This is a genomic window from Komagataeibacter rhaeticus, from assembly GCF_011611525.1.
Classification (GTDB): domain Bacteria; phylum Pseudomonadota; class Alphaproteobacteria; order Acetobacterales; family Acetobacteraceae; genus Komagataeibacter; species Komagataeibacter rhaeticus.
Map to the genome: position 1 here is coordinate 447,286 of NZ_CP050139.1, position 14,793 is coordinate 462,078.

General features: G+C 61.6%; 14 protein-coding genes, 2 pseudogenes and 1 other annotated feature. Of the genes and pseudogenes, 4 read left to right on the top strand and 12 right to left on the bottom strand.

The window, feature by feature from the left end:
* Together GWK63_RS17170 and GWK63_RS02170 are read left to right on the top strand one after the other, a co-directional pair.
* On the top strand, nucleotides 1-723 hold the full coding sequence (locus tag GWK63_RS17170) for a hypothetical protein (protein WP_223846618.1): 723 nt from the start codon (nucleotides 1-3) through the stop codon (nucleotides 721-723).
* 293 nt (nucleotides 724-1,016) lie between these two features.
* Nucleotides 1,017-2,165, top strand: coding sequence for a hemagglutinin repeat-containing protein (locus GWK63_RS02170; RefSeq protein WP_223846619.1), 1,149 nt, complete (start codon nucleotides 1,017-1,019; stop codon nucleotides 2,163-2,165).
* 47 nt (nucleotides 2,166-2,212) lie between these two features.
* On the opposite strand, the gene tnpB is transcribed toward GWK63_RS02170, so the two are convergent.
* Nucleotides 2,213-2,404: an IS66 family insertion sequence element accessory protein TnpB gene (gene tnpB, locus GWK63_RS17520; protein ID WP_083824534.1), complete on the bottom strand. Its 192-nt coding sequence runs from the start codon at nucleotides 2,402-2,404 to the stop codon at nucleotides 2,213-2,215.
* 298 nt (nucleotides 2,405-2,702) lie between these two features.
* Between tnpB and GWK63_RS02180 the strand changes: the two are divergent.
* A pseudogene (locus GWK63_RS02180) lies at nucleotides 2,703-3,930 on the top strand (IS3 family transposase).
* Nucleotides 2,984-3,098: a sequence feature (AL1L pseudoknot), on the top strand. It overlaps the preceding pseudogene by 115 nt.
* Nucleotides 3,931-4,065: 135 nt before the next feature.
* Here GWK63_RS02180 and GWK63_RS02185 read toward each other — a convergent pair.
* Nucleotides 4,066-4,720 (bottom strand): annotated as a pseudogene (locus GWK63_RS02185) (Tn3 family transposase); the annotation flags it as partial.
* 192 nt (nucleotides 4,721-4,912) lie between these two features.
* Nucleotides 4,913-6,706, bottom strand: coding sequence for a MobH family relaxase (mobH, locus tag GWK63_RS02190; RefSeq protein ID WP_166498096.1), 1,794 nt, complete (start codon nucleotides 6,704-6,706; stop codon nucleotides 4,913-4,915).
* Between the two features lie 255 nt (nucleotides 6,707-6,961).
* On the opposite strand from mobH, the gene GWK63_RS02195 reads away from it, so the two are divergent.
* Nucleotides 6,962-7,333, top strand: a complete 372-nt coding sequence (locus tag GWK63_RS02195; RefSeq protein ID WP_166498097.1) for a DUF3742 family protein — start codon at nucleotides 6,962-6,964, stop codon at nucleotides 7,331-7,333.
* Between the two features lies 1 nt (nucleotide 7,334).
* Here GWK63_RS02195 and GWK63_RS02200 read toward each other — a convergent pair whose 3' ends face one another.
* The 9 genes from GWK63_RS02200 to GWK63_RS02240 all read right to left on the bottom strand — a co-directional run bounded on the left by GWK63_RS02200 (nucleotide 7,335) and on the right by GWK63_RS02240 (nucleotide 14,788).
* Nucleotides 7,335-8,858 carry a conjugal transfer protein TraG N-terminal domain-containing protein gene (locus GWK63_RS02200; protein ID WP_166498098.1) on the bottom strand — a complete coding sequence of 508 codons (1,524 nt, stop codon included), beginning with the start codon at nucleotides 8,856-8,858 and terminating at the stop codon, nucleotides 7,335-7,337.
* The gene (locus tag GWK63_RS02205; protein ID WP_166498099.1) at nucleotides 8,855-9,226 is read right to left on the bottom strand and encodes a hypothetical protein; all 372 of its coding nucleotides are present in this window, start codon (nucleotides 9,224-9,226) and stop codon (nucleotides 8,855-8,857) included. Before GWK63_RS02205 ends, GWK63_RS02200 begins: the two co-directional genes overlap by 4 nt.
* Nucleotides 9,223-10,593, bottom strand: coding sequence for an integrating conjugative element protein (locus tag GWK63_RS02210; protein WP_396415483.1), 1,371 nt, complete (start codon nucleotides 10,591-10,593; stop codon nucleotides 9,223-9,225). Before GWK63_RS02210 ends, GWK63_RS02205 begins: the two co-directional genes overlap by 4 nt.
* 53 nt (nucleotides 10,594-10,646) lie before the next feature.
* Nucleotides 10,647-11,597, bottom strand: a complete 951-nt coding sequence (locus GWK63_RS02215; RefSeq protein WP_166498101.1) for a TIGR03756 family integrating conjugative element protein — start codon at nucleotides 11,595-11,597, stop codon at nucleotides 10,647-10,649.
* Nucleotides 11,594-11,989, bottom strand: coding sequence for a TIGR03757 family integrating conjugative element protein (locus GWK63_RS02220; RefSeq protein ID WP_223846620.1), 396 nt, complete (start codon nucleotides 11,987-11,989; stop codon nucleotides 11,594-11,596). Before GWK63_RS02220 ends, GWK63_RS02215 begins: the two co-directional genes overlap by 4 nt.
* A gap of 188 nt (nucleotides 11,990-12,177) precedes the next feature.
* Nucleotides 12,178-12,747 (bottom strand): hypothetical protein, encoded by a 570-nt coding sequence (locus GWK63_RS02225; protein ID WP_166498103.1) that lies wholly within the window; start codon nucleotides 12,745-12,747, stop codon nucleotides 12,178-12,180.
* A gap of 538 nt (nucleotides 12,748-13,285) precedes the next feature.
* Nucleotides 13,286-13,681: a type II toxin-antitoxin system VapC family toxin gene (locus GWK63_RS02230; protein WP_240919164.1), complete on the bottom strand. Its 396-nt coding sequence runs from the start codon at nucleotides 13,679-13,681 to the stop codon at nucleotides 13,286-13,288.
* Nucleotides 13,682-13,693: 12 nt separating this feature from the next.
* The gene (locus GWK63_RS02235; RefSeq protein ID WP_166498105.1) at nucleotides 13,694-13,927 is read right to left on the bottom strand and encodes an AbrB/MazE/SpoVT family DNA-binding domain-containing protein; all 234 of its coding nucleotides are present in this window, start codon (nucleotides 13,925-13,927) and stop codon (nucleotides 13,694-13,696) included.
* Nucleotides 13,928-14,041: 114 nt separating this feature from the next.
* The gene (locus GWK63_RS02240) at nucleotides 14,042-14,788 is read right to left on the bottom strand and encodes a DsbA family protein (protein ID WP_166498106.1); all 747 of its coding nucleotides are present in this window, start codon (nucleotides 14,786-14,788) and stop codon (nucleotides 14,042-14,044) included.
* Nucleotides 14,789-14,793: the final 5 nt, after the last annotated feature.

Below are 14,793 nucleotides of genomic sequence, written 5' to 3' on the forward strand. Positions count from 1 at the left end.
ATGTCAGTATTTAAGAATGATATCCTAGCATTATGCCAAGAGGCTGTTGAAGGGTATGACGGTTGGGAATTCGTATCCGACCAGTTTAAGAATAAATCTCTAAAACATACGACTTTAATCGTCGAGCCAGGACTCCGATTTGACCGGGTTGGGCCCTTTGGAGAAGTAATGCCTTTTCCTGTGCTATTTCTAGATAATAAAAAAACAATGCGGTTATATAAAAAAATATTAGGAACATCTGTCCATACATCGCGCGTAACGTTTTCGGATATCAGAGGCTCGCTAAACATGTTGCCAGAATTTTTGCAATCTACGCCACGGTTTATTCAAAATAGAGCGATGTTTATAGAAGCCGGCGGGCTGGATAAGCCGTATTGGCGCGACGCAAACGAATTTAAAGATGTGATTAAAAGAATATTTCTTCAAGGCATTGCATTCTTTGAAAGTCATTATAATTTTAATAGCGAAAAAGACATGCTCGAAGAACTTCCTGCGCGGTATGCTGTAACAGCGTCTGGAGGGTATAAAGAATACGAGCAAGAGCGTGGAGTTATGCTTTGTATCGTTCGGTGTATCCTTGGTGACTTCGAATTTGTTAAGCGTTATCGAAGCAATGAATATAAGACTATATTTCCAAAAATGACAGAAGATTTAGATAAAATCATAGCGTGCCTTCCTCAGATGGAAAAATCATGGCAGGAAAAAGGTTACGTCTCCGTTTGAGGTTGCTTTTTAACATAACGTAGCAGTCGTTAATGGAAATACACACAATTAGGCACAAATTGCAGAGTGCCTACATAAATATTGCCCTCTTGGTTTTGGCTTTTGGTTTGGCGGCGTAGACGTACCGCTCATCCGAGTGACAAAAACGTAACCAGTTGGCTTCGGTGGTGATGCACAGGCATCGACAACGGGCGTGACGGCTGGGGTTGCCGCAGGCGTCACGGTAGGTCGAGTCCGTTTCCAGCCTGTTCGAGAAAGGCGATACTCCCGAGGGCAATATCGACCTGATTGCGGTGCAGTCGAATATCGGCTTTGACCTCGAGAAGTCGAGCACGACGCTGACGACGGGCACGGTGCAGGGTTCGACGGCGGCGGCTGGCAACACGCTGGCCGTGACCGCGACAGGCGGCGTGCCGACCGACAGCCAGTCGGGCAATATCGTGGCGACGGCGTCCCAGCTTTCGGGCCAGGACGTGACCCTGACCGCGCCGGGGCAGGTGACGCTGCAGGCGGGGTATGACACGACGCACGAGGTCGCCAGCTCGAAATCGATCGAGGCGAGCGTGGGGGCCTCGGCCAGCATCGGCACGAAAGGGGCCGGTGTCAGCATCGAAGGCGAATTCGGCGCCTCGAAGACCAACACCAATGCCGCGTCCAGCACGGCGGTGGACAGCACGGTCAGCGGCACGGACAATGTCACCATTGCCAACGCGACCGGCACGACGACCCTGAACGGGGCGGAGATCAGCGGCGGGTCGATTGATGTCGCGACGAAAGACCTGACCATCACCACGGCGCAGGACACGTCGGGCTACAATTCGAAGACCACGGGCATCGACGCCAGCTTCTCGGTGCCGGTCTGGGGCGCGGGTGACATCGGGGGCAGCGCGAGTTTCAGTCACACGACCGTCAAGGACAGCTATGCCTCGACCGAGGCGACCCAGTCCGGGCTGTATGCGGGCAGTGGCGGTCTTGATGTCACGGCGAGCGGCACGACGACCCTGAACGGGGGCGTGATCGAGAGTACGGCGGCGGCCGCGCTCAACCAGCTGTCCACGGGCACGCTGGTGGCCAATGACATCGCCAACCATGCCGACGCCACGGCGAAGACGATGGGCTACCAGGCCAACGTCATGAATCCCGAAGGGGCTACGGGCGGTGGCACGGGCGGGACGATGACGGCGATCGGCGCGGGCATGGCGGCTAATGCCGGTGGCCTGCTGGGGGCCGCGACCCATCAGGACGCCAGTTCGGTCACGCAGTCGGCGATCGGGTCGAACGTGCAGATCGCAGCCGGCAGCACCAATGGCGACCTCTCCCGCTCGCCCTCCACGTCCAGCCATCCGCTGACCAACACCTTTGATGCCCAGCAGATGCAGAACGACCTGCAGATCCAGCAGGTCGGATCGCAGGTCGTGGGACAGGTCGGGGGAATGGTGTGAGTGCTGGTTGTAATCTCCCCAAATGTGCTGGTTGAAAATTCCCCAGTTCAGCAAGCACACTCTGACACGGCGCGGCTCGCTATCCACTCCTCATGGAATCTGAAGGCATAGACGTCACCCGCGAAAGGGTCACGACCCAGTGCTTCCTGGACCTTCAACGCCAGTCCGGGCATCCCCAAGCGCATATCGGTCACGCCGGCCGCCAGCCATATCCTCAGCGTGGAAGGAAGCGGGATCATGACCGCAGTGCGCCCACAATCTCACGCAGACGATCAGCGGACAGCCCTGTGTCGAACTCCAGCCGCACACCGTCCGGAAAGACCAGGCTGACGGCTCGGCCGGACAGCGTTCCCTGTTCTCTCCGACGCTCCAATGGCGGCGGCTCGGGGACCGGGGCCACCATGACAGGTATGAACGATGTCCCGCCTTTGGCTTGCGCTTTGGCCCGAGCCTCTCGCCGCCAGCGAAACACCAGACTTGGATGGATTGAAGCGTCCCGGGTTTTCCGGAGGCTCCTATCTGTGAGAAGGAGCTACCATGAACAACATGACCAAGAAGTTTTCGCCTGAGATCCGGGAGCGTGCTGTCCGTATGGTTGGCGAGCATCGCGTCGATTACGGCTCGGAGTGGGCCGCGATGACCTCGATTTCTGCCAAGATCGGCTGCACGGCCGAGACTTTGCGCCGTTGGTGCCGCGAGGAGGCGAGCCGGCGAGCGGGTCCCGCGGCGCAAACCGGGGACGACCGCGTTCGGCTCAAGGAGCTTGAGCGCGAGGTAAAGGAATTGCGGCGGGCCAACGAGATCCTGCGCAAGGCGTCGGCGTATTTTGCGATGGCGGAGCTCGACCGCCACGGGAAATGATGATGGCGTTCATAGACGCCCATCGCGAGGACTTGGGTATCGAGCCGATCTGCCGCGAACTGGCGATCGCCCCGTCTTCCTATCACGAGCATGCCCGACGCCTTGTCGATCCTGGCAGGCGGCCTGCCCGTGCCCGGCGCGATGCCGAACTGAAGGACGAGATCAGCGGGTGTATGAGGCCAGTTCGAGGCTCTATGGGACTCGCAAAGTCTGGCATCAGATGCGCCGTGAAGGCATTCAGGTGGCCAAGTGCACCGTGGAACGCCTGATGCGCGCTATGGGTTTGGCTGGCATTCGGCGAGGGAAGAAGACGGTCACGACCATCAGCAATCCCAAGGCCTCATGCCCGCTGGACAAGGTGAACCGCGAATTCCGCGTGAGCCGACCGAATGCCCTGTGGGTGGTCGATTTTACCTACGTCCACACGTGGAGCGGCTTCGTCTACGTCGCCTTCGTGATCGACGCCTATGCCCGGCGCATCGTGGGCTGGAAGGTCAGCACCAGCGCCACCGCCGGGTTCGTGCTGGACGCCCTGGAGCAAGCAATCCATGCTCGCAGGCCCGGCCCCGAGGATGGCCTGATCCACCACAGCGACAGGGGCGTTCAATACCTCGCCATGAACTACACCCAACGCCTGGCCGAGGCCAATCTGGTGCCCTCGGTCGGCAGCGTCGGTGATTCCTACGACAACGCCTTGGCCGAGACCATCAACGGCCTCTACAAGGCCGAGGTCATCTGGCGGCAGCGCTCTTGGCCGGGGGTATCGGCCGTAGAAATGGCAACGCTGCGCTGGGTCGATTGGTTCAACAACCACCGCCTCTTCGGCCCCATCGGCTATATCCCACCCGCCGAGGCTGAAGCCAACTACTATGCAGCCCTTGAGAACATCGATATGGCTGCGTGACTCAAACCAAACAGCCTCCGGAAAACCCGGGACGCTTCACGGTCTCGATCGTCCGTTCTTGTGGGGGGTCAAAGTTCAATGCCGATTGACACACAAGGTTCGTAGCGCTCCGCGATGTCTCAGAAAACGGTGCACCACCCCACCGAACAGATGCAGGCGTCTGTTACCGATGTTGGGGATGCGCGGGGCGAAACGGAAACCGAGGAGATGGCATAGGGCGAACACATGATCCGAAACGCCCCCGCCATCGGTATGGTGACGCTCGATCGCAAGGTCGGCGCCATGATGGAGCAGGCCGTCGAGTACATGCGCGGCCTCGCTGGCACCGGCGGAGATGACTGTAGAATGGAACGGCGCGTAGCGATCGGAGACATGGGTGTAGAAGGAGATGGCGGGTTCGCTGCCCTTGTGCGGATTGACGGCGCCGGTCGCCTGCGCAGGCCGATCGAGCGGGAAGTGCTGCCCGTCCGAGCGGGACGCGGTGCCGTCGCCGAACAAGGCGGCAAGCGGCAGCCGATGCTGCGCCTCGACCAGCCTCGCCAGCGCCGCGCCGTAACTATCCTCGCGCAAGGTGCCAGGCCGAGAGCCAGCCGAGCTGACGCCGAGTTACCAACCCACAGGCCTCGGCCATGCGGGCGTGGCCGAGATTGGTCGCATCGGCAAGAACGGCGGTAAGGATCGCGCGGGGATCATCGTGGGCCCGGCCGGTAGTCAAATGCGTGAAGCAGTCGGCAAATCCCGTCCAGCGATCCACGTCGGCCAGCAGATCGGTGATTCCGATGGCCGGCAGGCGTTATGGGATCGCCCGTGGTCATAACCGAACCCCGTCCCAGGACATGGCGTAGTTTACCGGCGGATATACCGAGCCAGCAGCGTATTCTTGTAGTGAATTTGAGTGGTGCAGAGTAGGCCAAATGGTGATGCCGTCGAAGCCTCTGCGGCTTGGGATGAATTGCTGCGCCGTGGCCGGGTCGAGATGGAATCAAGGTCTCTTTCCCACAACGCTCTCTTCCGTGAGCTTTACGTAAGGGTTGTCCGTAAATGGTTGCGCAATGATGAGAGTCGCGTCGACCAAAAGATATCCATGTAGACGCTTGGTTTTTCTAGGCCCTTGAACCTCGCAGGTCCAAATATTCAATCCATTTGTTTGCTTACGATGGAGATGAAGCTTTTCGAAGGCCTTTTGTACGCATTGCCAGTCGGGAAGCTGACTCAGTTTGGCAAGCGCCGATAGGTCAGGGTGTTCCTGGGCGTACCGCTGAAACACGCCAGGACTGACCAGATAGATGGTACCTGCCACGGTATGAACGACGGCCTTCGCGTCATTGATGATAAGGCGGTGCGACAGAATGCTGTTTCTGAGCCAGCAAACAAAATGCTCTCCTGACGGGGAGGAGCCGTCCGGAGAGGGGGCTGGTGTCTGAGCCGGGGAGACCGGAGTGGAGACAAACGGCGGCTCGCCAGGTAGCACGGATGGTTCTTCAGCCGGTTGGGGCTGCGGCTCGAGTTCGGCGGCTCCGCCAAGCATTGATAGCAGATCGGATACGGCGTCCTGGGCGAACTCGACATTCGAAGAGGACGCGATATCAGATACCGGAGGTGCGGCTGCGGATGACGTGTGCTCCGCAGACGGTTCGTCGGCTGTCACTGTTCCGGCGAACGGTTCCGGTCGCTCGGCTGACGACCAGACCATGGCTGGGGAGAGCTTCAGGAAAGTGAAGCTGTGCGACCAGCCAGTGTCGCTCGCTACGGTGGCCTTCCAGATGGCTTTGCCGTCCGCTGAGGGCTGCGCGACGCCATGGTCCTGAAGGACATTGAAGACGGCCGTATTGTTGGCGGGAATACCATCGATGCCCTGTCCCAGCAGATAGGCCCGCAGCTTGTCGGACACGGTTTTACTGACCAGCCACAAGGCATCCTGCGTCAGCCAGCCATCGGACGCCTCTGGCTGGTTCAGCTTGAGTTCCTCCCGCACGAGGTACCGCAGGCCGTCGAGCAACTTACGTTGCAGCGCGTGTTGGGGGGCCGTGGTCGCCTTGGCCGGGTCGCCGCCGAGCGCCTGGGCGACCGAAGCCTGGTCTGCCTTCGTGACCAGTTCGCCGATCATGCCGGCCCGTTCGTACTGCCCCGCCAGCACGAACAGCAAGGCAGCCCAAAGTTCAGCGTATCCACTGAGCCAATCCAGATGGATGGGATCGATCACGCGCGTGTAAAGCAAGCCGGTGGCGGCACCGTGCAGATGGTAGTCACGGTCCTTTCGGTAGCGGAAACGGTAGGGAGATTGTAGCGGGCCATTCCACGGGTGCCAGACACGACCTGTATCGTCTTCCACATCCAGATCGACGGCGATCTTACCGAGATCGTGCAGAAGAGCCGCATAAGCGATGCCAGCGGTCCATGCTTCGGATTGTTCGGCCTGGGTTTCGGGCGTGGCGCCGGCGGGCAGAAGGTGTGACTGGCGCAGCTTCAGCGCATATGCGACGATTTCGAGGCCGTGATCCAGCATGCCGCCAGCATAGGCATGATGATGACTTTCAGAGGCCGGGATTTGCTGGACCAGTTCCGCATAGCGCTCGATGGGACCGCGGTAGAGTTTTCCGAACTGCTGCCGCGAGAGCGAGGTGCGCTGCCAAATATGCTCGATCAGGATTTGCCTGCGCGGTGTGGCCAGCAGCCTAGAGGCCGGCAGGGGCATCAGCAGCCCTTTGTCCGTTTCTGGCCGAGCGGACGATGTAAGGTTGGTGAAGACGCCTTTGCGTCGGAATGGCAGGAGCATGGTGTATCCCGAAGATCGGCGAGGAGGCGAGCCTTTTGGCCTTTTCAGGTAGGGCCTTTCCCCTTGACCTCCATTCCCTTGCCCCTTCCTGGCCCTTTTGCCCTAACCTTTTGAGCTTAGGGCGAGCGGCAGAAAAATTCCGGTAGCCAATAAGGGAGAGGACAGTTCCGTGTTTAGAAAACGGACTGCACCAAGACGGTTGGCGGCCACAAGAAATGTGGAACCGACGAATGCATCTATGGCACAATACTCACCATGACACCGAAAACCCAGAGCAACAACGCGGAGCGGATGGGCCGATGGCTGGGCAAAGTGTGGCGCGCCTATGCGCGTCGCGAGCGGCAGACTATGGCGTGGCTGAAGGCTCATGGGCTGCCTTCGGGTGTTGTTATCGCGTCGTCGTGGATCGTCAGGCTGGGCGTTCTTGCGATGCTGTGCCATGTGGCATTCTGGCTGACACTGCTACTCGTTTTCGGGCTGGTCGCGGCAGGGATGATCTCGACTAGCGACACCTGTCAGGACGAGCCCACGGGAACCGAGTGGCGATACGGTCCGCTGGGGCATGGACTATACACATACGATGGATATCGAGTGGATCCGCATGATCCAGATGAAGAGCAGGATTAGATTATATCTGCTTTACCGCCTTCATGATGGAATCTGTCCCTTTGGCTCCGGCGGTCTGAACGTCTTTCGTACCTGCTGCCAACCCTTGGAGCGCTGTTCCTGCGCGGACGCCAACCCAGCCTAGCGCTGAAACCCAGAACGTCGGCAGCACGATGAACATCGTCGCCATGACGAAGTTCAGCAGCATGTCCCCGAATGCGTTGCTGAGGCCGATCAGCGGATCGAAATTGACATGAGGACTCGTTGCGGAGATCCCTGACCCGTAGAGTGCGTCGAGAATCGTGCTGTCGATCCAGCGTGCGAGCTGGAACCAGAACTCGACGAAGAAGAGCGCGAACTCCACGCAGCTGACGGCCATGACCGCCTTCAGTTCATAGGTTCCGACCACCAGCACCAGCGGGATGCAAATCACCAGCGCCATCTTGAGCATGGAAAGCACCATTGGAAGGGCTTGGCGCACGGCATCCATGGCCGGGAAAAAGCCCGTCGCCCCCACGGTCAGCCCGACATCGCCAACGCCCCGTGAGACGACATTCGGCAAGGTCATGCCGATCTGTCCGCCATAGTCGGAATAGACCTGCCCCTGGTTCATGATCTGCTGCCGGGGCGAGACGACCGTCCGGATGACCGAGTTGTTGACGTCGTCCTGCGACAGGAAGCCGGCCCATTTGCCGATGCGCGACAACAGACCAGGATCGACCTGGGCCAGAATCCGGCCGCGCAGTCCCTGGCTGCCATCCGACCACCACTGCTTGCAGGTGGGATAGCCGCCGTCGCTGCTCACCTGAGCCAGCCCCGCATCGCGGGTCGAATCATAGGGCCAGGCGGTCCGGGGTGTCTCGGAATGATAGCTGTCGTAAAAACCGCTGGTGCTGGTGAAGTAGCTGGAGCCGATCCAGGTAACATCATTCATCTGGCTGTCGGACAGCGTGGGACGGTTCATGAACAGCTTGGCTCGCGCCGGACCGTAGCAGTCATGCGTGAAGTCCGCGACCTCCTGCGCCAGCACCGGATCATTGATGCGGGTGGCGTTCACATCCATCCGGATCTGCTGGAGGTCCGTTCCGCAGGGGATCGCCGCGACGGCCGCCCCGGTGATCGCCTTGGAAATCGCGTGCATGAAGAACCACCAGACCGGAACCAGGGCGCTCTGGTTGTTGAGCGCGGTAAAGGACGTCGTCCAACCGGTGCTGGCCGGCTGTGGGGTGCTGACCTGGCATTGCTGCGAACGGGTCGTGTCGAACTGGATCGTTGACAGGCTCACCGGGATGAACGGGATGCCGGCGAACATGATGACCACGATCGCGACGAACACCCGGTTCTCGATACGCATGGAGGACAGCACGCCCTTGTTGCCCTCATCCGCGCCCTCGGCTCGCGCGCGCAGCCATTCCTGGATAATGATGCTCAGAAAGGGCAGGGCGAACACGCCGCTAGTGACGAGCGTATTCCAGATGCCATTGCTGACGAGCCAGCCGACCAGAGTCAGGTAATAGTCCAGGTAATCGGTCGTGTAGAGGGTCATGGCTGGTGGCCGCCTTGGCCGTCTTGCAGCCAGGCGCTGCCTTCCATGAGGCCGATGGCCGCGACGGCTGCGATTTCGATGCGCACGAAGCGTTGGCGCGTTTCTGCGGACGGCTCGCGCATCAGCACACGCTGGCGCATCCACCACCACCCGCGCGCGGTGATGGCGTAAAGGCAGAGCCGCCACGCCAGAAAGACACCCGCATGTACCCGCATCCAGCGCTCCCACCCGGCGACGTCTCCGACAACCCGGACGCCGGCGACGTTGGCGGCTACCGCGGCGCCGGCGATCAGTCCGCACCATGCGAGCGATAGGCCGATACGGCGGTTGATGAGCCAGGCGATTCGCCGCCAGGGGAGCGGCGTCATGGCGTGCCGCTCCGCGCTTTCTGGATCTGATCAAGGCGATCCGGTACGGCATCTCCCTGGAAGATGCCGCGTGAACCGTCGGCCCGTGCGTTGTGCCGTCCGATGAGGGTCATCGCTGAATCGCCCGCCAGTTCCCGTCGCAGTTCCAGTTCGGTCTTGAGGTTGCTGATCTCCTGCTCCAGCGTGGTATTTTCCTGGTCGACCGCCTTCGCGGCCAGATCGTTCGCGGCGACGTTGGGCTCCTTCGCGCCGGTCAGCATCGTGCGTTGCAACAGGAGCGCCTTCTCCAGCACGCTGGACAACGCCACTTCCGAGGCCAGGCGCTGTCCCAGCAGGTCCTGGTCCTGCTCGTCGCGCAGGGCTTCGACCACGCCGCGGGTAACCGGCAGCGCGTCGCTGCCCGCCGCTTCGAGATTGGCGGTGGTCGTCGGCTTGGCGCCGGTCACCAAATCCTGCAAGGCCTTGAGTTTGGTTTCGTATTCTTCCTGGATGACCGGAGTCAGGCCCACGCCCGGTGTGGTCTGCGTCTTGGTGCAGCTCTCGCAGGTCTGTTGTTCGCGCTCGCCCAGCACCCGCGTCGCCCAGTCCGAGGCCGCCTGCGGCGACGCCCATGTCTGGCAGGTCAGGCGGTTGCCGCAGGTTGAACTGTCGATCGACGAGGTATCGGTGACGCCGCGGCCGTTGAGGAGGTTGTAGCCGGCGCGGGTCACATCACTCACGACCTTGATCGCGGACTGGCCGCTGCCGCCGGCGTTGCTGCCGCCGACCCACGGCACACCATTATTGCCGTGGCTGGACTCGGCCTGGCTGACCGCCGAGACAGCGTCTCCATTCCCGGTGCCGAGCACGTTTTTCAGGGTCATGCCTTCGGCAAGCTGATCCCAGCTCACCTGGCCTCCTGCGACGTCGGCCATACGATTGGCGATATTCCGGCAGGTCAGTTTCGAGCGGTCGAAGTCCAGTCGCGCCTGCAGGATGCCGTTGGTCAGCAGATTGTAGAGCCCGGGATCGGCCCGTTGCAGGATCAGGGCGGGTAGTGACGCGACCGCACTGGTGGCGCTCTGGATGACAGAGGACATGATGGTCTGGAAGCCGTTGGTGACGCCGTTCAGCTGGTTTTGCAGCGTCGTCGCCAGATTCATGTTCCCGCAGATCAGGTTGCTGTTCCATCCAAGGCCCACGCCGATGCTCTGCATGTTGCTGGCGCTGCCCATCGAGACGGCCCGCCCGCCGCCGATGCTGTAGAGCACGTCATCTCCGATCACGCTGCCCTGGATGCTGGCGCCATTGCTGTCCAGGTGAACTTGCTGTGCCTGAGCCGCATTGCCGCTGAGGAGCAGACAGGCGCTTGCGAGGACCAATCTCATGAACATGGCACCGCCAAGGACGTAGAAAGACGGATACCGCATCGGCGCCTCGCTCAGTTGAAATCGGTGCTGCCGAGGAAGATCTCGCCCATGCGTTTGCAGCAGGTATAGGGGCGCCAGAGGGCCCAGGCATAGGCGCCGTCTGTGGCCTGTAAGTGCGTCTCGCTGTTGGGAAAGACGGCACAATGGGACGAGAGGGTTGGCGTCAGCTCCTGCCACTTGCCCGTGGAGGCATCGCCTTCCTTGAGGGCGCCGGCCGGCCAGTAGCCGTCGTGGGCCGTCGCGAGGAGAGGCTGGTAGACATGCAACTGCCCGCGGCGTGTCACGATGTCCCCGGCCCGCTGGGCCACAACGGCGCCTGTCATGTAATCGTCGGTCTCGTGCAGGAAGCCGCCCCGCGGATAGACGTTGCCCCAAAGGTCGAGCGCGGCGCGGCTGCCGATCTCCCGTATCCCCGGAATCAGCGCCTCCGGATAGACCGATTCGGGAATGTTGTAGCGCCACGCTACGGTGTCGAGCGTGCTGAGCAGATACGGCATCAGCGGCGTGGCGGAGCCCGAACAGGCAAATCCGAAACCGCCGGCGAAGCGGCTGAACAGCACACCGGCGGGGTCGCCGATCACATCGGCGTTCTTGAACCGCGCGATGTCGTTCTCGTTGCTGTGGCTGGTCGTGCCGTCGCCGCCGGCCTGCGCCGTGGGGTTGGGCAGGCTTAGGGGCCGGACATCGATCCACGGATTCGCACCAGTGTTCGCATAGCTTGAAACCACCGCATCCGGAACGTAGTGCCGGATCTTCACCGACGTGCGTACCGAGCAGCCATACCAGGAGCAATGGAGCCAGTAGCAAATCCCGACGATACGGTAGTCGAGGCAGTCCGGCGAGAGAGCCGACATGGTGATGGTGGCGGTGCTCAGGGTGGATGCCGAGGCGGAGCCGGCCAGGAGCATGACCGCGGCGGCGAGCCGCAGGCGCGTGGCCCGTGCGACCCGGCGGCGGTTCATGGCCGGCTGCCCCGAAAGCGCTCGATGCGTGTCACGGCACGTGCGACATCGGGGTCGCCGTAAACGACGTAGCGATGGTCGACGACGACTGCGGGAATCCTTGCGACGCCCAGTCCGAATGCCATGCCGACGCCCTGGTAGGCCTGTTCGAAACGCTGCTGCAATGCCGGGCCACCGTCGTGCAGACGCTGGCGGACAAGCGTGGCGGCTTGCTCGGGATCCCCGGGCAGGCGTTCTGCGAGTTCGTCTTCGATCCATGTCGGCGCGTCCAGTTCCACCACGGTGGCGTTGGCAGTCGGTTCGACCGGATGGTGGCTGTCGGTGACGACCAGCACTTCGGCGCGGCCGCTGGGGCTCCAAACCGCGACGCTTGCGAGCACGGCGAGCATCATAATCGCTGTTGCACGGCGTCGAAGGCGCTGGTGAGGAGAATTCCGCATGTCAGGGGTTCCGGGAGTCGATCGGGTTAGCCACTTGATCGTCTCGGGCGCGTCGTAGCGACCAGGAAGCCGCACTGCGTGAATGCCGCTTTGTTGCCGGATGAAGAAAGAAGCAGGAGCCGAAGCTCCCGCGAACGATTTCAGGTGGAAGGGACTGTGATCGCCCTGCGCGCGTGTTCGCGCCAAAGCGGGTCGACCAGTCGCCCTCGGAGAAGATCGGCTTGCAGCCACAGACCCTTGGCGGTCTCGTAGTTGTCCCACCCCTGCTCGACACTGCCTTCATCGTGCAATGTGCGGGCCTGCGTGGCGATGGTGGCCGCTTCCTCGTCCGAGCCGACCGGCGCAAACCAGGATATAGTGCGGCACCTGGCGTCACCGGCAAGAACGAGCCGGTCATGCCGGTCGCGGATGCGAATCACTTGGGGAACAAAATCAAGCTCTCCGCTGGCTTGATCGAGGTCGAATGTGTGGTTCGACACCAGGTCCTGGGCGAGTTGTACGGCTTCTTCGATCAGACCGCATTCACCCAGCAGCAAGGTGGCGGCTGTCCACCACGTTCCATAGGCCGGGTCATCCTCCGGAAATTCGAGCAGACCCTGGCAGATGATTCGGAACTGGGACGAGAACACGTCGTGACGAACAAGGCCTCTCTCGTACGGAGATGCGACGAAGGGAATACCATCGAACAGATGGATCTTGGGCTCTGACATGGTGGACTCCTGGGCAAGGAACATGCGCGGAGCCACAGCAGACCCGTCGGGTCATGGTGACCCACGCGGGTTGAGGAGGAAGATTTTCGGGAAAGCCGCCGTGATGGCGGGGGGTGTCTCAAGATGCAGACTGTCCGGGAGAGGGGGGCTCTTTACGGACGGTCAGACGACATGAGGAAGATAGCATCCGCCATCACGCAGGATGGTTGCTCGCCGGGGGATGCGATGCGAGCGGCTCGATCAACGCGATGGCGTCGCGCCGTGGCCTTGAAGATCATAGGCCACCTGGGCATCTCGCCGACAGGACCGGCGGGGCATCGTCAAAGACGATGAGCCTGTTGAAATTTGTATGCGATCCGTTGTGCCTGGATCAAGCACTACGAGCCGGGCGCTTGGCATCCCAGCTCGGTGGGCCGATCATTGGAGAACGGAGCCCAGCGTCCTACGGTTGTTGCCGCACCCGACTGTGGGGCCTTGCGGTCGTTCAGGCGGCGCGAACATTTCGACGGCGGTGGCGCTCAGTCCTATGCCAGAATGCTCACGCCGGGGCGATCAGTCTCAGTGTCGGGAAATATGTACGGTAGCGCGCCACATCGCGGGTCAGCAATTCGTATCCGGCGATGGCGGCGTGGGCCCCAATGAAGAAATCCGGCAAGGGGGAATGCCTCGCGCCGCCACGCCGCTTATAGGCGAGGAAGGACTTGCCCGCGAGAAAAGCCGCTTCGTAGGGAACGTCCTCCCGGTCGAACAGTGTCCGGGGGAGGGCGGCTTCGAGGTCTTCAATACGGGAATAGCGGATTGAGACCTCGGCATAGACAATCGGGTTGATGACGAGACGCGAGCGATCGGCGGCACGCGCAACAGCGTCGGCCGACCATTCAAGCCAATGTTCGTCCTCCGTCATGATGTCGAGCAGGACGTTGGCATCGACCAAGACCGATGTCATTCAGTCGTGCCGGGTCAGAGCCATTATGGCGTCGGTGCTCATGGACACGTCACCGCGGCCACGCAGATGCGCGACAAGCCTCGCGCCGCGTGTGTCGCCGTGGCGAGGCGTGGCGCGTATCAGACGTACGACCTCGCCGTCGAACTCGAAATCGACGTCGGTATGCGGCAGTAGCCCGGCTTTCTCGCGAATTCCGGCCGGAATGGTGACCTGCCCCTTGGAGGTAATGCGCATGATCGGATCTCCATCTCTTACGGGTAAGAGTAAGAAATCTGGCGCTCTTCCGCAAGGGCGTCTTGGGTCGGGTGCGTGGTGGTGCAACGCGACCCCGATGGGGAAGATTGTGAGCTATCTGGATGTATCGTTTGGAAGCGTGGCCGGCGACGGAGAAGACAATCCCCCGGCGGTATGACGTATGTCGCGTTCCGAGAGCAGATCGATGGCCGAGAGCAGGGCGTCGCCGTCAACCGGGCCGGGCAACAGGAGCATCCTTCCGGTCCGCCTGTCCAGAAGGCGCAGCGTCGGCGTCGCGGCGATCCCGGCTCGTGCCGCCTCTGCAGCTTGTTCGCGGATGAACCCGTCTGGGCGGGCGCTGCTGAGGCAGCGTTGAATCGCGGCTCCGGAAAATGGTAGCCGCGCGTCCGAGGGAAGGCCCTGGCCATCGCCCCGCGTGTGCCCGTAAATCCAGGCCACCGCGTTCCAGAACGCGGCAACCCCGCCGACTTCCCCGGCGCATTCGGCGAGGCGCGCCTCATCGAGTGCCGCCGGCTGGTGCATGGGCAGCGGCAGGTGCCGCCATTGCCAATCCACATCGGGATGGGCGCCGATCCAACGCCTGAGCACCGGGAAATATGCCCGGCAATACGGGCATTCCAGATCGGCGTATTCGATCACCGTGAAGCGTGCATCACGGCGGCCGTAAATCCATGGCGGCCCTGCTTTCGATGGACTTTCTGCCATGGACGGGGCGTCTTGCGGCGCCGCATGGGGCCGCGCATGGAGGGCGAGCCACCCACCGCCTCCAAGGACCGGCGCAATCGCCAGGATCCACAGAAGAAGGCGGCGCGCGATCGCAGCGGACCAGGGCGAGCGCATCGCTT